Origin of the sequence: Coprococcus sp. BIOML-A2 (assembly GCF_009875795.1) — a bacterium.
Lineage (GTDB): Bacteria > Bacillota > Clostridia > Lachnospirales > Lachnospiraceae > Coprococcus > Coprococcus aceti.
This window is the reverse complement of sequence record NZ_WWSI01000002.1, coordinates 354,094-373,211: the sequence shown is the minus strand read 5'-3', so window position 1 is coordinate 373,211 and position 19,118 is coordinate 354,094. Positions and strand designations below refer to the sequence as shown.

At 48.0% G+C, this 19,118-nt stretch carries 19 protein-coding genes; 2 read left to right on the top strand and 17 right to left on the bottom strand.

The window, feature by feature from the left end:
- Window positions 1-128 precede the first annotated feature (128 nt).
- The 4 genes from lepA to GT575_RS05990 all read right to left on the bottom strand — a co-directional run bounded on the left by lepA (window position 129) and on the right by GT575_RS05990 (window position 4,638).
- Window positions 129-1,943 (bottom strand): translation elongation factor 4, encoded by a 1,815-nt coding sequence (lepA, locus tag GT575_RS06005; protein ID WP_022217229.1) that lies wholly within the window; start codon window positions 1,941-1,943, stop codon window positions 129-131.
- Between the two features lie 135 nt (window positions 1,944-2,078).
- Window positions 2,079-3,239 (bottom strand): stage II sporulation protein P, encoded by a 1,161-nt coding sequence (locus GT575_RS06000; RefSeq protein ID WP_015533140.1) that lies wholly within the window; start codon window positions 3,237-3,239, stop codon window positions 2,079-2,081.
- 92 nt (window positions 3,240-3,331) lie between these two features.
- On the bottom strand, window positions 3,332-4,234 hold the full coding sequence (gpr, locus tag GT575_RS05995) for a GPR endopeptidase (RefSeq protein WP_015533141.1): 903 nt from the start codon (window positions 4,232-4,234) through the stop codon (window positions 3,332-3,334).
- 92 nt (window positions 4,235-4,326) lie between these two features.
- Window positions 4,327-4,638, bottom strand: a complete 312-nt coding sequence (locus tag GT575_RS05990) for a hypothetical protein (protein WP_015533142.1) — start codon at window positions 4,636-4,638, stop codon at window positions 4,327-4,329.
- Between the two features lie 261 nt (window positions 4,639-4,899).
- On the opposite strand from GT575_RS05990, the gene GT575_RS05985 reads away from it, so the two are divergent.
- Complete coding sequence (locus GT575_RS05985) at window positions 4,900-7,623, top strand: transglycosylase domain-containing protein (RefSeq protein WP_055272692.1); 2,724 nt, start codon at window positions 4,900-4,902, stop codon at window positions 7,621-7,623.
- A 64-nt stretch (window positions 7,624-7,687) separates the two neighbouring features.
- Here the strand turns inward: GT575_RS05985 and spoVAE are convergent, their stop codons facing one another.
- Both spoVAE and spoVAD read right to left on the bottom strand, forming a co-directional pair.
- Window positions 7,688-8,044 carry a stage V sporulation protein AE gene (spoVAE, locus tag GT575_RS05980; RefSeq protein WP_161171704.1) on the bottom strand — a complete coding sequence of 119 codons (357 nt, stop codon included), beginning with the start codon at window positions 8,042-8,044 and terminating at the stop codon, window positions 7,688-7,690.
- Window positions 8,045-8,050: 6 nt separating this feature from the next.
- A complete protein-coding gene (spoVAD, locus tag GT575_RS05975) occupies window positions 8,051-9,076 on the bottom strand; it encodes a stage V sporulation protein AD (RefSeq protein WP_161171703.1) in 1,026 nt (341 codons plus the stop codon).
- 165 nt (window positions 9,077-9,241) lie between these two features.
- Between spoVAD and GT575_RS05970 the strand changes: the two genes are divergently transcribed.
- On the top strand, window positions 9,242-10,597 hold the full coding sequence (locus tag GT575_RS05970) for a chloride channel protein (protein WP_330577031.1): 1,356 nt from the start codon (window positions 9,242-9,244) through the stop codon (window positions 10,595-10,597).
- A gap of 7 nt (window positions 10,598-10,604) precedes the next feature.
- On the opposite strand, the gene GT575_RS05965 is transcribed toward GT575_RS05970, so the two are convergent.
- The 11 genes from GT575_RS05965 to GT575_RS05920 form a co-directional block, all read right to left on the bottom strand.
- The gene (locus GT575_RS05965) at window positions 10,605-12,338 is read right to left on the bottom strand and encodes a VanW family protein (RefSeq protein WP_161171702.1); all 1,734 of its coding nucleotides are present in this window, start codon (window positions 12,336-12,338) and stop codon (window positions 10,605-10,607) included.
- Window positions 12,339-12,719, bottom strand: a complete 381-nt coding sequence (locus GT575_RS05960; protein ID WP_161171701.1) for a DUF3783 domain-containing protein — start codon at window positions 12,717-12,719, stop codon at window positions 12,339-12,341.
- 119 nt (window positions 12,720-12,838) lie between these two features.
- Window positions 12,839-13,288 (bottom strand): SpoVA/SpoVAEb family sporulation membrane protein, encoded by a 450-nt coding sequence (locus GT575_RS05955; protein WP_117548724.1) that lies wholly within the window; start codon window positions 13,286-13,288, stop codon window positions 12,839-12,841.
- A 40-nt stretch (window positions 13,289-13,328) separates the two neighbouring features.
- Window positions 13,329-13,745 (bottom strand): stage V sporulation protein AB, encoded by a 417-nt coding sequence (locus GT575_RS05950; protein ID WP_055223917.1) that lies wholly within the window; start codon window positions 13,743-13,745, stop codon window positions 13,329-13,331.
- Window positions 13,735-14,358, bottom strand: coding sequence for a stage V sporulation protein AA (locus GT575_RS05945; RefSeq protein ID WP_015533150.1), 624 nt, complete (start codon window positions 14,356-14,358; stop codon window positions 13,735-13,737). The genes GT575_RS05950 and GT575_RS05945 overlap by 11 nt, the downstream gene beginning before the upstream one ends.
- 57 nt (window positions 14,359-14,415) lie before the next feature.
- On the bottom strand, window positions 14,416-15,099 hold the full coding sequence (locus GT575_RS05940) for a sigma-70 family RNA polymerase sigma factor (RefSeq protein ID WP_055223915.1): 684 nt from the start codon (window positions 15,097-15,099) through the stop codon (window positions 14,416-14,418).
- Window positions 15,099-15,536, bottom strand: coding sequence for an anti-sigma F factor (gene spoIIAB, locus GT575_RS05935; RefSeq protein WP_015533153.1), 438 nt, complete (start codon window positions 15,534-15,536; stop codon window positions 15,099-15,101). The genes GT575_RS05940 and spoIIAB overlap by 1 nt, the downstream gene beginning before the upstream one ends.
- Before the next feature lie 17 nt (window positions 15,537-15,553).
- Window positions 15,554-15,901, bottom strand: a complete 348-nt coding sequence (locus GT575_RS05930) for an anti-sigma factor antagonist (protein ID WP_161171700.1) — start codon at window positions 15,899-15,901, stop codon at window positions 15,554-15,556.
- A gap of 112 nt (window positions 15,902-16,013) precedes the next feature.
- On the bottom strand, window positions 16,014-17,624 hold the full coding sequence (locus GT575_RS05925) for a tetratricopeptide repeat protein (RefSeq protein ID WP_015533155.1): 1,611 nt from the start codon (window positions 17,622-17,624) through the stop codon (window positions 16,014-16,016).
- Between the two features lie 29 nt (window positions 17,625-17,653).
- The gene (locus GT575_RS14905; RefSeq protein WP_015533156.1) at window positions 17,654-17,800 is read right to left on the bottom strand and encodes a hypothetical protein; all 147 of its coding nucleotides are present in this window, start codon (window positions 17,798-17,800) and stop codon (window positions 17,654-17,656) included.
- Complete coding sequence (locus tag GT575_RS05920) at window positions 17,787-19,085, bottom strand: bifunctional folylpolyglutamate synthase/dihydrofolate synthase (RefSeq protein WP_161171699.1); 1,299 nt, start codon at window positions 19,083-19,085, stop codon at window positions 17,787-17,789. Before GT575_RS05920 ends, GT575_RS14905 begins: the two co-directional genes overlap by 14 nt.
- Between the last annotated feature and the right edge of the window lie 33 nt (window positions 19,086-19,118).

Sequence of the window (19,118 nt, the reverse complement as noted above, 5' to 3'; positions counted from 1 at the left end):
AATATCGTCACCGCATGAAAAAAGCCGCTACTAAGAATGCTCCTGTCAGAATGCTCTCATTAACGGCTTTTCTACGATTCTATTATTTCTTATTTAATATAACCGTGTCACTGTGTTCCCGGTCTTTTCTATTCCTCATCAAGCTTCAAGACAGACATAAATGCCTTCTGTGGTATCTCCACATTGCCCACCTGTCTCATTCGCTTCTTTCCTTCCTTCTGCTTTTCAAGGAGCTTTCTCTTTCTGGATATATCTCCGCCGTAGCACTTGGCAAGGACATCCTTTCTCATGGCCTTGACTGTCTCGCGGGCTATTACCTTGCCGCCTATGGCCGCCTGGATCGGGATCTCGAACAGATGTCTCGGGATCTCGTCCTTGAGCTTCTCGCACATCTTTCTGCCCCTTTCATACGCTGTATCCTTGTGTATGATAAATGAGAGTGCATCGACCTCTTCCTTATTGATAAGGATGTCCAGCTTCACAAGCTCTGAGCGGACATAGCCCTTCATCTCATAGTCAAATGAGGCATAGCCCCTTGAACGCGACTTAAGTGCATCAAAGAAATCGTATATGATCTCGTTCAGTGGGAGGTCGTACTTGAGAAGCGCTCTTGTCTCCTCCATGTACTCCATGCTCTTGTACACGCCTCGTCTCTCCTGGCAGAGCTGCATGATGGCACCCACATACTCTGTTGTGACCATGATCTCCGCATCGACAAATGGCTCCTCCATGTACTCTATGGTGGATGGATCCGGCAGATTCGACGGATTGGTGAGCTCTATCACATTTCCATCTGTGGTATGTACCTTATATACAACGCCTGGCGCTGTGGTTACCAGATCAAGATTGAACTCCCTCTCCAGTCGCTCCTGAACTATCTCAAGGTGAAGCAGTCCAAGGAAACCACATCGGAAACCAAAGCCCAGTGCTATGGATGTCTCCGGCTCAAAGCTGAGCGCCGCATCATTTAACTGAAGTTTCTCAAGGGCATCCCTGAGATCCGGATACTTTGCTCCATCCGCAGGATAGAGTCCGCAGTATACCATAGGCTGTGCCTTCTTGTATCCAGGAAGTGCCTCGTCACATGGCCTGTCCGCCTGTGTGACTGTATCTCCAACTGTGGTATCCTGTACATTCTTAAGGCTGGCTGTTATGTAACCAACCATACCGGCTGACAGCTCATCACATGGTACAAATCTTCCCGCTCCGAATATTCCGACCTCAACCACCTCAGCCTCAGCTCCGGTGGCCATCATCCTTATGGTGGTTCCCTTCTTCACGCAGCCGTCAAATAATCGGCAGAATATGATAACTCCCTTGTAGGAGTCATACAGACTGTCGAATATAAGTGCCTTGAGTGGAGCCTCAGGGTCACCGTGCGGTGCCGGCACCTTCTTCACGATCTGTTCAAGCACTTCTTCTATATTAATTCCATTCTTTGCCGATATCCTTGGGGCATCCTGTGCCTCTATTCCAATGACATCCTCGATCTCGTTCACGACCCTCTCCGGATCTGCTGACGGAAGGTCTATCTTGTTGATGACCGGCATGACATCAAGGTCATGATCCAGCGCCAAGTATACATTCGCCAGGGTCTGCGCCTCTATGCCCTGTGCGGCATCAACCACAAGTATGGCTCCCTCACAGGCTGCCAGACTTCGAGATACCTCATAATTGAAATCCACATGTCCCGGAGTGTCTATGAGATTGAATATGTACTCCTGTCCATCATTGGCATTGTACACGATCCTGACACACTGTGCCTTGATGGTGATTCCACGCTCCCTCTCAAGATCCATATTGTCAAGAACCTGATTCTGCATCTCCCTGCTGGTCAGAGTTCCGGTCTTCTCTATGATCCTGTCGGCAAGTGTTGATTTACCGTGATCTATATGCGCTATTATACAGAAATTTCTTATCTTTGACTGGTCTAAATGCTCCATGTTTTCACATCCTTATCTATGTCCCGCGCCTTGTATGTGCAGGCTCTTTTATTCTTATACTTGTCTTACTCGCATTTGACGTTAATATAACATGTATGAGCATATAACTGCAAGTGCCAATATGCCACTTAATCCTCACTTCAGGAGCACCTTTGCAAGCATTGCGGCAAATGGTTCGATGGCGTTGTATTCCTCCTCCACCGTGTTAGTCTGTGCGCCTATCTCTGCCAGCATGGCGTGCGGCATGAGATCCATGTTGTACCGGCTCGTACTTATGTATATCTTGCGCATCATGTCGCCGTAATTTGCCCTGCCCGCCAGATAGGTCTGAAGTGCAAATGCCATGTTGTCGACCTTGTTGTCATTGCTCCAATAGTCCACATCGTTGCCATCCTCGTCACGGCACATGCCATTTAACAGCATGATCTGTGCTGTGGGCTTTCCATCCACATCTGTAACCAGATGTGTGTCATCCGGCACACCATCCCTGTGGAGATCTATGATGACCTCTATCTCAGGATTGTCCTTAAGTATCTGTGACACACCTTCCCTCGAATAATCATAGGAAGCGTTCCTGTCAAGAACCCCTGTCATCATGTCATATGCCGTGGTGTCGTGGTACACCGGTATGCCATATGTATCCGTGAGTATCTCCGCCAGGCGGTTGCCAAGTCCTATCACCGTGTCGTCCACCTCGCCCGGTCTTGAGTCCGCAAATGCCTCGGAGCTGTGGGTATGATATATCAGAACTTTGTATCCGCCCGTATCCATATCCAGCGACAGATCTTTGCCGAGCAGATTTTCCGCATCCAGCTCGTCTTTTTTTACGCACTTAGGGTATGTGGCGTTATAACAATATGAAAGGAGTGTATCTGCGTCCATACCTATATAAGAGCTCATTATATCCGCCATGGCCGACACAGTCCTGGCATCAGCGGATCTCTGCGCAGCTTCTGTGGTCTCAGTGCTGGCAGGCGCAGAAGTCTCTGAAGTCTCCGCCTGCGATGATGCCTCACCTTCGGAATCCGCATCCTCCGTCTGGTATGTCCTGCCCTCCTCGCACACCTCCCTGACCTGGGATTCCCAGTAATCCATGTAACAGTACACATCCGGCTCAGCCGCACCGGGGCTGTATATACTCTCGCCTGTTTCACCCGAAGAACTGCCATATATCCCGCTATACACCAGCTTCCACACATCATCAGTTATCCCGGTCTTTATCAATATCCCCGCGCACACCAGAATCACCCACGCAAGTATATACACAGTCTTCGTATGAAGCTTTCTGTCCGACATACATTTCCACCCCTTTTGAATATGCTATGGCCTCTGTTATCCATTATTCAAATATATGAGTGTACGTGCCAAATGATTCCCTGTATTTTTCTCTACATCGCTATGGCATTTATCGCCTCAGATATCGTAAAGCTGATGCGGCGCACTAGCTCGTCTATATTTTTCGGGGTCACGAACATATCCGCCATATCCTCGTCCAGAAGATTGCACGCTATCTGGTATCTCTGCTTCTCCGTGAACTCCCTCATGATCCTGCGCCCGTAGGTCTCGTTAAATGCATCAGCCACCTCATCCAGCGAATCGTCTATGATGGATGGAACGGAGATGACTGTCGGAACACCGACTGCGATCACGCGTCTGCCAAGGTTGTCTGAGCTCAGTGTCTTTCTGTTGTTGCCGACACCGGAGCCGGGGCTTATACCTGTATCCGTGAGCTGGATGGTGCATCCGAGTCTCTTGCTGCTTCTGGCCGCCAGGGCGTCTATTGCAACCACGATCTCCACGTCTATCTCATCGCATATTCCCCTGACTATATCCACAGTCTCTATTCCGGTCTGTGCCATGACTCCCGGACATATGGCACTCATGACCAGATCTGGCTTTCCCGGAGTGTCCAGGTGCCTTGTCACATACAGATTGTCTATGACCAGCGGGCCTATGGAATCCGGGGTGACCTGCCTGTTGCCAAGTCCGACCACCAGTATATTTCCCGCATGCCCCATGAGCTCCCTGAGTCTGCCCTCAAGCTCCGCCCTCAGAGGTTCATGTATGGACTCCTCATATTCCTTAAGCTTGGAACACTCTATCGTTATATATTGTCCCTTTGCCTTTCCCAGATTTTTCTCCCCTATCTCATCCAGCACCGTTATGGTGGTGGTCTTGATGCTCCTGTCCTCATTCACCACCGTCTTCACCTTGACCCCAGGCATATTTCTCCTGTCGGCTACATTTTCTCTGAGCTCTATCGCAAGATCCGTACGTATCTCCCTGTTCATATGCGTCCTCCTTACATAACCCATTACATGTATAATAAAATACCCCGGCGGATGCATTTTTATGTATCCGCCGGGGCATTCCACGGTAAATCTTACATTACCTTGCCAAGTATTCTGTTGATCACTTCAGGATATCCGCACACCCTGAGGACAGGTGGCTCCCACTCCAGGGATGCCGTCTGATAAAAGCATGTCGACACACCGACTTCTATTCCGCCCTCCATCTCTGATGATCTTACGATCCTTCCAAATTTCTTCTTGTCCTTAACAAGTCCCCAGGCGGCTTTGTTGATGGTAAATTCCACCACCGGGTAGCCTCCCACATATCCTGTCACCTTTGCGTCGTCCACATATGACAGCTCGTCCTTCCAGTATTCAACCGCTTCGTCTATTGATGCAAACATATATCTTCTCCTGTTTATTCTGCACTTTTTTATATTTATTATGCTTTTGAATCATACCGTTGTCAATTTACTCTTTCTGATTTTTTCGTTCACGTTTATTAATTTTTGTTTTGTTGCAATATTTTTTTCTTTATTATTATACTGTTATTTGATATACTAATTTGAAGTGTATATTAACGGCAGTAGTCTGCCCTTATTTAGAATTTACTTTTACAATTAAATAGCGGGGATCTATCCCCCAGGTTTTAAGGAGGTCTTTTTATGGATTTTACTAAGAAGGGAGCGGTGAAGGCTCAGAAGGAGCTGGTATCCAAGCTTCCAAGAAACCGGCGTAAGCTTAACATTTCTGTGTTTAAGATTATACTGGTGCTGGTGCTCGCCATTGTGATAGTCGGTGTCGGAGCCGGATTTGGAGCCCTCAAGGGTATTCTGGATGACACGCCGAACATCAACGCTGACGCTCTCATACCTAAGGGATACAAGACAACTCTTGTATACCAGAATGGAAAGGAGATCACGACACTTGCCAATTCCAACTCCAACCGAGAGTATGTGTATTACGACTCTATTCCTGAGGATCTTGTGAATGCATTTGTCGCTATAGAGGACAGACGTTTCTGGGAGCACAACGGAATCGATGTACAGGGTATCGCCAGAGCATTTATAAAGGGTCTCAAAAGCGGAGACTTCGATGAGGGTGCTTCCACTCTTACACAGCAGCTTATCAAGAACAACGTGTTCAACGTCGGACTGAATGAGTCAACCTTCCTTGATAAGCTCGAACGTAAGGTTCAGGAGCAGTATCTGGCTGTGGATATGGAGAAGAAGATCGACAAGAAGTCGATAGTCGAGTATTATCTGAACACCATATATCTCGGAGAGGGCTGCTACGGTGTTGAGACTGCTGCCAAGACTTACTTCGGCAAGGAGCTCAGCCAGTTATCGGTATCTGAGTGTGCCGTGCTCGCAGCAATTCCGCAGAACCCTACCAAATACGATCCTCTTCTGTCGCCTGATGACAACAAATCCAGAAGAACCCAGGTTTTGAAATATATGCTGGATCTGGAGTATATAACACAGGCACAGTATGACGAGGCAATAAACGATAATGTTTACAAGCGTATCGCTTCCGTATCTAAGAAGGAAGAAAAGGAGCAGAAGACAGAGGTCAACTCCTACTACACTGACGAGGTCATCAAGCAGCTTCAGAATGATCTGGTTGCCAAGGGCTACTCAGAGGACGAGGCAGAGTCACTGATCTGGTCAGGCGGACTCAAGGTCATCGTTTGTCAGGATCCTGAGATCCAGGAGATCGCTGACTCAGTTGTAAATGATACATCCTACTGGCCTGAGCCTGTATATCAGCTCAACTACGCTCTCACTCTTGCTGACAAGGAGACAAAGGTCCAGACAAACTACAGTGTAGAGAATCTCGAGAGCTGGTTTGCTGAACAGCAGGGCTACGATTATAGTGCAAGATATTACAGTGAGGATGAAGCCCGTGCAGCGGCTGACGAGTTCAGGGATGCCATGGTTGCCGAGACCGGCGACGAAGTCTTCATGGAGACATTCAAGCTTGTCATACAGCCACAGGTATCATTCACTCTCATGGACCAGAACACCGGTCAGGTCAAGGCACTTGTCGGAGGCCGTGGAGAGAAAACTGAGAACAGATCATTCAACCGTGCAACTGAGGCTACCAGACAGCCTGGTTCTTGCTTCAAGATAGTTGCCACATACCTTCCTGCACTGGACGCGTGCAACATGTCTCTTGCCACCGTATACGATGATGCACCTTACTACTATGAGAATGGTAATCAGGTATTTAACTGGTACGGCGGATACTGGGGACCTAAAACTATAAGATATGCTATCATGGAGTCTATGAATATCATAGCTGTAAAGTGTATCACAGACGTAACTCCACAGCTCGCATATGATTATCTGCTGAAGCTTGGATTTACAACTCTTGTTGAGAGAAAGACAGACAGCGATGGTCTCATCCTGTCAGATATCAACCAGTCACTTGCACTTGGTGGTCTGACAAATGGTATTACCAACCTAGAGATCACAGCTGCATATGCAACCATCGCCAACGGTGGTAATTATATAAAGCCTGTGTTCTACTCAGAGGTTTACGACCATGAAGGCAATCTTCTGATAGACAACAGGGAGCCTGAGAAGACACGTGTCATATCAGAGCAGACAGCATGGCTTCTCACAAGTGCCATGCACGACGTTGTAACAGGAGGTACCGGTTCAGGTGCCAACTCTTACACAGGTATGTATACAGCAGGTAAGACAGGTACCACATCAGGAGACTTTGATAACTGGTTCTGTGGTTATAACCCATACTACACAGCTTCTATATGGCTTGGAAATGATGAGAACATCACATACAGCCCTGGTTCTATCAAGTGCTATATGTGGAGAGATATCATGGATCAGGTCATTGAGAAGAAGGGACTTGATACATCGGCTACATTTGAGATGCCGGACGGAATCGTACAGGCCACTGTATGTTCGGATACAGGACTTCTTCCATCGAATGGATGTCCTACCGTAACAGATTACTTTGACGCATCCAAGATTCCTACAAAGTACTGTCCAGGTGTCAAGAAGGTTGTCGTATGTAACGAATCACACATGCTTGCCAACAAGGAATGTCCTGAGACTACAACCTTCATCTACAAGCTGAATGATGATGGTGAATATGTTCTTGAGGGTTACACATGGGATGAATCACTCCTCAAGGAGCACTGTAACATCCACGGCAAGAAGAAGGATACAAAGAAAACTACCAAGGCAACAACGACAACCGAGGATACATCGGAGGATACAACGGATGATACAACAACGGAGGAGCCTACAACGACTGAGGAACCTACAACCGAGGAACCTACGTCAGAGGAACCTACCTCTTCAACAGAGATAACCACAACCGAGGAACCAAGCTCGGATGATTCAACCGATACAACTCAATGACGGAAAGCCCCATCATACAATTCAATGTATGGTGGGGCTTTTTATATCTGCCTGTCTTCTATTTCTATTTTGTCATCTTCGGCTTGAATATCAGCGATGCCATATATCCGAATATCAGTGCAGCCGAACTTCCAACCGCAGCCATCTGGAAACCTCCGCGGAACAGTCCGATAAATCCATCCTTATCAACCGCCTCGGTTATACCCTTCCACAGATTATATCCAAATCCTGTGAGCGGCACCGACGCTCCGCACTGTGCAAATTCCAGAAGCGGCTTGTATATTCCAAGAGCTCCAAGCACAACTCCCGTACAGACGAGTATGACCATTATCCTTCCCGGAAGGAGCTTGGTCTTATCCATCAATATCTGGGCAAGGACACATATTATTCCGCCAACCACAAACGCTTTTACATAATCCATTTACATCTACTCTCCTTTCTTTTCGTGATGCTCTATCATGACCGCATGGGCTATCCCCGGTATGGTCTGCCCCTCGTTATAGCTCACGGTGGAAAGCAGTGCTCCAGTCGGAACAAACAACACTCTCTTCCACTCCCCGGAGCTCACCTTCTTCAATATATATCCGGCAAGAACAGTCGCCGAGCAGCCACAGCCCGATCCGCCCGAGTGGGTATCCTGTTCCTCGTTGTCAAATATCTCTATACCGCAGTCCATATGATTTGCCGATATATCCACATTGTTCATGCTCAGCAGATCCTCCAGTATCTTCTTGCCTACCTTGCCGAGATCACCGGTTATTATCCTGTCATAGTATGATGGCTTTATTCCAAAGTCCTGAAGATTCTGATATATGACAGCAGCCGCAGCGGGTGCCATACACGCTCCCATATTGAGAGAATCCTTCACTCCATAATCTACTATCTGCCCTGTGGTGACTCCATGAATACATACATCCGACTCTCTGTCCGACACCACAAAGGCACCACTTCCCGTGACCGTCCAGGTAGCTGACAGGGGACGCTGATTTCCATATTCCAAGGGAAAACGGAACTGCTTCTCCGCACTTCCATAGTGGCTTGACGCCTCCGCAATGACGTTGTCCGCATACCCCGCCGCCACAGTCATGGACGCAAGCGACAGTGCCTCCCCGCACGTCGAGCACGCACCATACAGACCGAACACCGGTATCTCCATATCCTTGATTCCAAATGTCGACGCTATGAGCTGTCCCAGCAGATCCCCGGCAAATATATACCTTATATCCTGCTTGACTATTCCCGCCTTCTGTATGGCAAGGGTCACCGCCTGACGCACCATCTCACTCTCGCCTTCCTCCCAGGAATCTTTGCCAAATGTTGCATCCTCGCTCACTCTGTCAAAATATCTCGCCATGGGGCCGTCTATCTCCTTCGGCCCCGCCACCGCTGCTGCCCCCAGTATATATGGGGGATTGCCAAATTTTATGCTCTGTTTTCCTTTTTTCTCATTCATATCATGCAACTCCCTTATATGGATAAATGTAACTGTTACTATAATTCCCTTATGCACTGCAGATTATAATGGTAGTTTTTGTTAATCTCAGCACTGGACAAATTCATTTATTTGCTTTAACATTACTAAAGTTGCTTTACAAAGAAAAAGGAATGGAGAATCGCCGTGGAATTTACAAAGGAATACTGGGTAAACTGTTTTAGCAGATGTGTCAGATATGCTACGACTTTTTTCAAATGGATAGTTTTTTCACTGATAATGGGAACGATATGCGGGCTTGTCGGAACAGCTTTTCATATATGCGTAGAGTACGCCACCGGCTTCCGTGAGAACAATCATATGATAATATATTTTCTGCCGCTTGCGGGAATCGTGATCGTATTTATATACAGGATCTGTGGAATAAGACATTCCAAGGGAACCAATCTTGTCATCGGTTCCATAAGAAGTGTGGAGGACGAGATTCCTTCCCGTATGGCTCCGCTGATCTTCATATCGACGGTCATTACACACCTCTTTGGAGGTTCATCCGGCCGGGAAGGTGCCGCCCTTCAGATAGGTGGAAGCATCGGTGTCTCTATAGGCAAGCTGTTCAAGCTGGATGACAGCGACAAGCACATACTCACACTGTGCGGTATGAGCGCTGTCTTTTCGGCACTGTTTGGAACGCCAATAACGGCTGCACTTTTCAGTATGGAGGTCATAAGTATCGGCATCCTCTACTACTGCGCATTTGTGCCTTGTCTGTTCTCGTCAGTCATCGCATACGCAATAACGAAAAAGCTTCACGTTGTACACGACCACTACAATATAGCCGGCATGCCGACATCCGTGGATGTGCCTTTGGTGATCAAGGTCATCGGTCTGGCTATCCTGTGCGCAGTGCTCAGCAGTCTATTCTGTATATTCATGAACATTGTGCACAAGCTTTTCCGCAAATATTTCAAGAACCAGTATGTGCGCGTATTCGCAGGAGGCGTGATGCTCGTCCTGCTCAACATAATACTCAACACCACCGACTACAACGGAACCGGTATGAACATCATCGCCCAGGCGCTCAACGGAGAGGCAAAACCAACGGCTTTCCTTCTCAAGGCGCTGTTTACCGCCATAACAATAGGCTGTGGATTCCGAGGCGGTGAGATCGTTCCATCGTTCTTCGTCGGTGCCACATTTGGATGCGTCATGGGTGGACTCATGGGACTCGACCCGGGCTTTGCCGCTGCCCTAGGAATGGTGTGCTTCTTCTGTGGCGTGGTAAACTGTCCTCTTACATCTCTGTTCCTGAGCATAGAGTTGTTCGGAGCGCACGGAATACTTCTGTTCACCATAGGATGTGCCGTCAGCTACATGCTGTCCGGCTATTACAGCCTGTACAACGAGCAGAAGATCATCTACTCAAAGCTCCGCCCTCACTATGTCAATCTCTACACCAACCAGGAGATAAAGACCAAGGAACCGGGATTCCTGGAAGGCCTTATAAGGATCAGAGAGGACGACTCAGACGACATTGAGGAGTAGCCGGCAGCTACTCTTCCTGAGTATCTGACTCAGACTCAGTCGTCTTCTTATCTGTGTCTGAGCTGTCACTCTTATCTTTGTTCTGATCCTTATCTTTGTCTTTATCCTTGTCCTTTGGAAGCTTTCCTACCTTGTACACTTCGTCACGCTTAGAGTACACGCTTGTCGCCTCAGGATTGTCCGATATGACATTTCCATCGCCGTCATACACTCTTCTGTAGGACTGCACTGTAAGGCCCTCTATTCCCACTGTGTCAAGCACCTGCTCATCCTTGCCAAGACTCTTGTCCAGCTCATACTTGGTCTCATATGGCTCTGTCTCAACGGTCTCCGTGTAGAGCTCCACGCTGAACGGCTCCGTGATGGTGCCCCATATCGTACATGATGTGGAATATCCATCGTAGCTTGTGCTTATCTTTATCGGGTAATCCGTGTCATTTGTAAATACAAAGTCACATCCGCCCCACGCCACAGTGGCGTCAAGTCCCGCAGGAACATACGATGAAGGGTATGGATGACAATGTCTCTCATCTATCTCGAGATTCGCATACAGGCACGCCATGTACATGGTGGATGACACCTGACATATTCCACCGCCCATGTCCATGACTGACTGTCCGTCAGCATATGATGGGCCCGGAAGGAAGCCTCTCTCCTCGGTGAGCTCTCCGACTCCGAGGTTATATGAAAATGACTCTCCCGGCATGAGTATGGTTCCATCGCAATACTGCGCCGCCAGCTTGACATTTGTCTTTCTGTTCTCTGAACCCTCAACCTCTGTGCTGTATGAACTCATCTCGTCTCTGAACAGCATCTTCCTGTATTCTTCCGTACTCATATCCGCCGGGGTGTATGTGAGCGGGATGCTCACATCCGTTCCCTTCTTGGCAGATTCAAGGCTCTTCTTTGCCGCCTCCAGATCAAAGTTCACACCGTCCTTGGCCTCAACTACCTCGTAGTTCTTGTCCGGGTCAAGCGTTGGATTCTGCGGCTCACAATGTACCTTTTTGTATACCTCGTCCAGATCCACGTCAGCAGACACGACAGGACATTCCACCACAGTGCCATAGTCTCCTTTTGCTATCTGCTTCTTTATGCGGGTTACCAGCTTGTCTGTGTCTATCCTGTAGCTGCCCTTTCCCTTTGTCACAATGAGGTTCTTGTCCTCTATCCTGTATCCATCCTCTATATCCAGATCGACCTTCATCATATCACTGCTCTCGATGGCGGTCGTTATGATGCCGCTGTCGCCTATATATGGATAAATATCATAGCTGCTTCCAAGTGTCCATGATTCCAGAAGCCCATAGCCTCTTCTCCAGAAGCTGTGTGAGTCATCCTGTATCTTCTGCACAGACTTCTCAGAATCCATATCCAGCGCCGCCGACACATCCAGGGTGTAAGTCTTGTCATCCAGCTTCACCTGTATGCCCACACTGCTGTAATCGCGTCTGAACTGGTCATTTATGCTCTTTGCCGCCTCCGCAGATTTCATTCCGCCAACGTCTAATCCGTTTATGGTGGTCTTTTTGTACAGCTTTCTGTTGCCCACACACGCACATATTAGCGCATAAAATATCACCATGAACACCGCCGTGAGTATCCAGCTTATCACTCTGTATCGCTGCTGTCTCTTCCTCCACTGCTCAGATGCACGCCGTCCTGAACGTCCTGAAGCTCTCTGCCTGTTCTGCGCAAGTCTATTTTCAGTTGTATGTCCGTTTCTTCTTTCGTCTGCCATCTACATTCCCCTCATCCTGTAGAATAGATATTCCTTTGCAAGCTCCGAGTAGAGCTGCTGTACAGTCCACTCCCTGTTGCTCCGTGTCACTACCGACTTCAGCCTTACTGCCGGAAGCCCGGTCTTCTTATACCTTTCAAGAAATATATCAAGTTCTTTGCTGCTCACTCCGTCAAATATGAGCATATCCATACTGAGATCTTCCGTCTGTCTGGTCTCATCTCCACAGCCAGATATGTCAGCCGTGTCGCACAGACTTCCGACCTTCATACCGTAATGCTTTCTCTGAATGTCAACGCACTCCGCACCTATGTCACTGCATATATCCTGTACTGCACTCTTCTGCTCAGGTGCCAGATTGACTGTCATAAGCCTCTTCATGTCAGCATTTCTCCTGTCTTTCTTCTTTTGTCCCAATCTATACCCATTATGTTATTTTTTCAAATATTGTCAACCGATGTGGGGAAAATATGTCGATTTTTAATTTAATAAACCCCATTTCACCATATTGAGACTATCCAATATATAACACCGAGCAGCCAGCTTGTAAATATACCGTACAGTATAACAGGCCCCGCTATGGTGAACGCCTTCACGCCCTTTCCGAACACTTCACCCTCAGTCTGGAATTCCACTATGGGCGCACACACACCATTTGCAAATCCTGTGATCGGCACAAGTGCTCCTGCTCCGCCGTACTTCGCTATCTTCTTGTATAGATTCAGACTTGTGAGGATGACACTTGCGAGGACGAGTATCAGCGATACATACGCATACGCCTCATCCTCCTTCACGTCAAAGTGTACCAGCAAGTCAAATATCCCCTGCCCTATCGTGCAGATCACGCCTCCCACAAGAAACGCCCACAGGCAGTTTCTCGGAACGCTTGATGTGGGTGTCACAAGCTCCACATATTCATTGTAATCACTCTCTGTAGGTTCAAACTTCATAACAAATACCTCCATTTCACACAAAATAATTTTGACTTTATCACATGCCCAGAACGACACTCAGCACCGAGCCCACCAGTTTTCCCGCGGCAAGGCCGTATATGACATAAGGGAAATTCCTTCTCACACTGAATCTTCTGGCTGCGATCGGAATGACATTCAGCACCTCCGTAAGCGCCCCCGCCAGGCATCCCACAAATATCCCTCCGAACAGACATATGATGGTATATCCCACCCATGTCACCGGAACCGATATTTTAAATACATATATCAGATTTGCCAGTGCCGCACCATATGCCAGCAGACACTCTATGAGCAGATAATGCCTTGCCCCCTTTACCTTCTCAAGAAGCTTTGGGAATATTCCTATCATGGATATAAATGCAAAATACCCGCCCGATATGGCCACACCGCTGGCAAAGCAGGCTATGGCAAGCATAGCGTATCTAATCAGCATCTCTCTCCGCCTTCTTTCTGGAGGCATCCGTTATGACTGTCTGGTTGACCTCCTGTTCATACTGTCTCATCTGAACCTGAAGCGGTGTAGGATCATCAGAGAATTTTTTCTTTGCACCGTGATTGAAAAATACGATTATACCGATGAAGAGCCCCAGGGAATATGCTATTCCCGCCACAGGATAGGCATCCCTGCCCTGCCCCACAAATATGTTGTGCATGACGTCAAGCTGTCCAACCATATTGACATCCGAGTTGTACGACATGATGGAAAAGCCTGCTCCGAAAAATGCGATGAAGCATATCATCAGGAATTTGAAGAACTGCTTTACTTTGTCGCTGGTGTCATATGTCCTGTAATACACAACCACGTCCGTTGCCCCTATGGTCTGTGTCTGGCAGTCCGGGTAGTGCTCCTGTATCACCTGCAGAATGTACATCACCGATATGACCTGCTGCTCCTTGCTTCCGGAAAAGCTCATGAGCTCCAGCTTCTCAACACCGTATTTTATATCGGGATTCGGGCTCAGCACCGTCGCCACATCTTTTATTTTGACTTTTCGCTTCTCCGCCAGACAGCTCTCCGACAGTTTCAAATACAAAAGTTCAGCCATATACATGTCCCCTGTTCTTATATTCTAAGAATAGTCTGTCCATGTATATGGCTGATATTACTCCAATATTTTCCATCTGAGTCTTCCGAGTATCTTTTTCTCAAGCCGGCTCACCTGCACCTGGCTCATGCCAAGGATCTGCCCTGTCTGTCCCTGCGTCTTGTCCTGAAAATACCTCAACACCACAAGTTTTCTCTCATCCGGCGTGAGCGTGTCCAGAAGCTGCGATACACACAGCCTGTCCACGATGCGGTCTCCATCTTCCGTGCCGCACATCTCCGCGTGAAGATCATCTATGCATGTCACATCCGATGCCGCGTCCATCGCCATCACAAGCTCTTCAGGAGTCGCTCCTATAGCCTCACATATCTCCTCCATTCCCGGCTCAGTCCCTCTGTTTTTTTCGACCTCGTGTCTGTATCTGTCTGCCCTGTAGTATATCGTTTTAAGATTTCTGCTGACCTTCACCATTCCGTCATCCCTGAGAAAGCGTCTAATCTCCCCCTGAATGAGTGGAACCGCATACGTGGACAGTTTTACCTCATAGTCCATATCAAACCTGTCTATGGCCTTTACAAGGCCTATAAGCCCTATCTGTATAAGATCCTCAAGTTCCTGTCCTCTCCCCACATATCTTCTGGCAACGCTGACCACCAGTCCCATATTGTCCGTCACAAGTTTATCTCTGGCATCTCTGTCTCCATCTTTTGCAAGTTCAAGCAAACGATGATTATCCGCCATCAATATATCTCCTGACTTTTTCCTATTATCTTCTTCATATTTACCACGGTTCCCTCACCCACGCGGGATTCTACCTTTAGCTCATCCATGAAAGCCTCCATAAATGAAAATCCCATGCCCGATCTGCTTCCGTCCGTGACAGTGGTGTAAAGCGGCTCCATTGCCCTGTCGACATTCTCTATGCCGCAGCCGTGATCTGTGATCGTTATGTACAGGGTGCGCTCCTCTATGTATGCCTCCAGGATTATGCTTCCCTCCCCGGATCCATATCCGTGTATTATCGAATTCGTGACAGCCTCCGACACCGCCGTCTTGACATCCTCCACCTCACTGAGTGTCGGATTTGTCCTCGTCAGCATAGCCGCCACCACGACTCTCGCCACAGCCTCATTCCGGGCATCACAGCCAAATTCCATGATCAATCTGTTCTTATCCATACCATTCTCCTCGTTATCTATATTTTATCTGTCCAATCCTCAGCCTCATCCCGGACACCGCTGTCCAGCCTTGTCGCGATCCTGTATATACCGGACATGAGCAGTATCCTGTCCATTCTCGCATTTACATTTATCACCCCAACGCTTCCCCCTCTGTCGTGGAGCTGTCTGTACCTTCTCGTTATAAGTCCTATCCCCGAGCTGTCCATGAACGTTGTCCTGCCAAAATCAAATATGGCATGTCTCACCACCTCCTCGGCAAATACTCCGTCTATCCCTGCGGTCACCTTCACCGCCGCATAATCATCCACCTCTCTGGGCATATATACGATTATAGTATCCCCCATTTTCTCGTAGATATTCATCTTCAATCCCCCTGTCACAAAATAAAAGGCACAAAAGAAACGGTTAATCCTTATCCGTCTCTTTTGTGCCTTCTATAAATTATAATCTTTTTATATGTCTTTCTGTCTTTCGTTACTGTCCGTCAGTTGTATCTGTTCCATCGCCTGTATACGAACTGTCGGTCGTGTCTGTTCCGTCACCTGTATACGTATTGTCGATGGTGCCTGTTCCATCATCCGTATACGTGTTGTCGGTCGTATCCGTTCCATCACCTGTATACGAGCTGTCGGTTGTATCTGTTCCGTCACCTGTGTCCGTGCTGTCGGTCGTACCTGTTTCGTCACCTGTGCTTGATCTGTCGGTTGTATCTGTTCCGTCGCCCGTGTTCGTGCTGGCTGTACTTGCAGAATTCTTCTTTTCAAGTCCCGCCTGTATGGCATCTTCATCCGCATAATCACACGCAACCGTGTAGTATACGGAGTTCGGACAGTTCTCAACAAGCTGGTTAAATACCAGTGTGGCATTGTTATCATCAGAAAGCTTCAGATAACACATCGCCTTGTAGAACAGTGCCACATCGCTGTTAGGTGTATCCTGAAGGACTCTGTTCAGATCATCTATGGCAGCCTCATATGTCATGGTCTCGTACTTATAGATCGCTGACTGTACCCTTGCCTTATTGTCATCCGACAGAACCTGTGAAGCGTAATCGCCATACTTATCTATCTGTGTCTGAAGGTTTTTCGCCTCAGTCTCAGCATTTGTGAGCTTGGTGGTCATGCTGTCCACCTGTGACTGGAGCTCCGATATGGCCACGTTCTTATCCGCTATCTCCTGACTGAATGTAACCTTCAGGTCTCTCTCTGAATTGTCAGCCGCCTTATCCCTGTGCGGGATGATGAGCGTCCACATGGCCGCAAGTCCCAGAACAACTCCCGCTATGATATAAGCGATGGAATATTTGTAGAAATTGATGTCCTTGTATCTTCCAACCGGAATCGGATCCCCATCAAAATCCACCTCGCTGTTGCCGGCTATGAGCTTCTTCTGGTCATCCACGAACAGAGAATCCACATCGTAGTCCTCCTGCGGATAATCCCTGAAGTTCATGATCTCCTCATCAGTGTGGCCCATCTCATTGAAATATCTGACCGCCACTGGATTTGTCCTGTCTATCTTGATGACACGCTTGAGTGCCTTGCGAGCCTTGTCATATCTTCCCTCGTCGATGAACAGAAGTGCAAGGAGCAGGTACCCCTGTATAAATCTGCTGTTGTCGGAAAGTACCTTTCTGAGCTGTATAAAGGCAAGATCCTTGCTGCCCTGCTTCGCATATACCAGCGCCTGATTATACTTTCTGGTTACATTGTTCACCGCCTCCAGCCTGTGTGGGTTGGATTTTATCTCCTTGATGTATCTCTTGGCGACATTCTTGCCGTCAAAATAATTCACACTCACTACCCAGTGGCTGAGCGCCTGAACTATCTCTCCGGTCTCATAGTACACCAGTCCAAGAAGGTTCCGGGCATCTATATTCATCTTGTCATACTTCAGAGACAGCTTGAGCGCCTCCTCCGCACCTGACATATCCCTGACCCTCGCCTTATCAAGCCCTATGTTGTAATAGTACTTTGACGAGTTGAGAGCCTTGTTCACGTAATCTATCTTCAGTCCGCACCTGGTACAGTAGCCTGTGACGGCTATCGCTCCACCGCAGTGCTTACAATTCAGTACATCTGCCATATCTTAATCTCCCGACCAATCTGTGTTCTTTACTTCTCTGCTTCCTTTGCAACTCTCATCATCTCCTGCATGACATCCATGATGTCCTTGAGATCATTGTTGTATATTGCATCCTCTGCCTGGTCAAGTTCAAGTGCCGGCTTAAACCTCTTTATCTCTTCATCAAAATTGATCATGTCTGTTCCTCCATCTCTTGACACCGCCCACCAGATACAGGGAACCAACGCAGTATATGTTGGTATTCTCTCTGTCTCCTCTGAGCTCCACTGCCATATCCATGGCATCGTCAATCTCATCGCTGACCATGACCGGAGTATCCGTACACGCCGAGAATATCTCCGCCAGCTTTGCGGAATCCGCCTTTCTGCTGCTGTCAACGCTTGTGACTATTATCCTGCCAAACGTAATATTTCCGGCAAGCAAATGTATCATGGAGTCATACTCCTTATCCTTCACCGCCGCAAATACCAGTATCTTGTCATATTCCCCATGAAGCCTGTTCATGGTCTCTATATATGCATTTACAGCCTCCACATTGTGGGCACCATCCACATATATATGGGGAGCTATCTTCTCCATCCTGCCCTCCCAGTAGAACTGCAGGAGTGCATTCCTCACGGTCTTCTCTATATCCTGTTCCGGTACATTCCGCCTCTTCATGAGCATCCTGAATGCTGTCACGGCAAGGCTGACATTCTCCACCTGGTACAGTGATGTCTTCTGTATCTGTAAATTGCAATAACTATAATACCGATTATGCAATGAAAAATCAATGGTTTTGTTCCCCAAATGATTTATTATATAATCTGATTTTTCGACCGGAATTATGTCCGCTCCACGCTCTTTGGCAGTATCTTCTATGACCCGCGCAGCCGCCTCATCCCGCCTGAAATATATCACCGGAACACCCGGCTTGATGATGCCTGCCTTCTCATAAGCTATCTTCTCTATCGTGTCGCCAAGATACTCCATGTGATCCATTCCCACCGACGTGATGATCGTAAGCTCCGGCGTCAGGACATTTGTCGCATCCAGTCTTCCGCCCATTCCTGTCTCGTATACGGCAAAGTCACACTTCTGCTGTCTGAAATACACCGCCGCCATGGCAAACATGACCTCGAAGAACGAAGGGTGCTCCATGAACTGCCCCTTTACGGTCTCAAATGCCGACACAAAATCGTCATCGGATATATTTGTACCATTTATCTGTATTCTCTCGTTTATGGACACGAGATGGGGTGATATGAACAATCCCACTCTGTATCCCCGGGCTGCAAGCATCTGCGCCAGAGCGCGGCATGTGCTACCCTTGCCGTTGGTTCCCGCCACATGTATCGCAGGAACAGCCTTCTCAGGGTTCCCCAAACGGCACAAAAGACTGGAAAGGTTCTCCTTGCCAATCTTCTGTGCAAAAAGCGGAATACCCAATATATAATCCACAGTCTCTCTGTAATCCGCCATTATGATTCTCCTATCCGTCCGTGCGTGCTGCTC

Excerpts from the sequence above, each read along its gene's own strand:
- lepA (WP_022217229.1), bottom strand. The coding sequence starts at position 1,943 with ATGGAGCATTTAGACCAGTCAAAGATAAGAAATTTCTGTATAATAGCG.
- GT575_RS06000 (WP_015533140.1), bottom strand. The coding sequence starts at position 3,239 with ATGTCGGACAGAAAGCTTCATACGAAGACTGTGTATATACTTGCGTGG.
- gpr (WP_015533141.1), bottom strand. The coding sequence starts at position 4,234 with ATGAACAGGGAGATACGTACGGATCTTGCGATAGAGCTCAGAGAAAAT.
- GT575_RS05990 (WP_015533142.1), bottom strand. The coding sequence starts at position 4,638 with ATGTTTGCATCAATAGACGAAGCGGTTGAATACTGGAAGGACGAGCTG.
- GT575_RS05985 (WP_055272692.1), top strand. The coding sequence starts at position 4,900 with ATGGATTTTACTAAGAAGGGAGCGGTGAAGGCTCAGAAGGAGCTGGTA.
- spoVAE (WP_161171704.1), bottom strand. The coding sequence starts at position 8,044 with ATGGATTATGTAAAAGCGTTTGTGGTTGGCGGAATAATATGTGTCCTT.
- spoVAD (WP_161171703.1), bottom strand. The coding sequence starts at position 9,076 with ATGAATGAGAAAAAAGGAAAACAGAGCATAAAATTTGGCAATCCCCCA.
- GT575_RS05965 (WP_161171702.1), bottom strand. The coding sequence starts at position 12,338 with ATGGCAGACGAAAGAAGAAACGGACATACAACTGAAAATAGACTTGCG.
- GT575_RS05960 (WP_161171701.1), bottom strand. The coding sequence starts at position 12,719 with ATGAAGAGGCTTATGACAGTCAATCTGGCACCTGAGCAGAAGAGTGCA.
- GT575_RS05955 (WP_117548724.1), bottom strand. The coding sequence starts at position 13,288 with ATGAAGTTTGAACCTACAGAGAGTGATTACAATGAATATGTGGAGCTT.
- GT575_RS05950 (WP_055223917.1), bottom strand. The coding sequence starts at position 13,745 with ATGCTGATTAGATACGCTATGCTTGCCATAGCCTGCTTTGCCAGCGGT.
- GT575_RS05945 (WP_015533150.1), bottom strand. The coding sequence starts at position 14,358 with ATGGCTGAACTTTTGTATTTGAAACTGTCGGAGAGCTGTCTGGCGGAG.
- GT575_RS05940 (WP_055223915.1), bottom strand. The coding sequence starts at position 15,099 with ATGGCGGATAATCATCGTTTGCTTGAACTTGCAAAAGATGGAGACAGA.
- spoIIAB (WP_015533153.1), bottom strand. The coding sequence starts at position 15,536 with ATGGATAAGAACAGATTGATCATGGAATTTGGCTGTGATGCCCGGAAT.
- GT575_RS05930 (WP_161171700.1), bottom strand. The coding sequence starts at position 15,901 with ATGAATATCTACGAGAAAATGGGGGATACTATAATCGTATATATGCCC.
- GT575_RS05925 (WP_015533155.1), bottom strand. The coding sequence starts at position 17,624 with ATGGCAGATGTACTGAATTGTAAGCACTGCGGTGGAGCGATAGCCGTC.
- GT575_RS14905 (WP_015533156.1), bottom strand. The coding sequence starts at position 17,800 with ATGATCAATTTTGATGAAGAGATAAAGAGGTTTAAGCCGGCACTTGAA.
- GT575_RS05920 (WP_161171699.1), bottom strand. The coding sequence starts at position 19,085 with ATGGCGGATTACAGAGAGACTGTGGATTATATATTGGGTATTCCGCTT.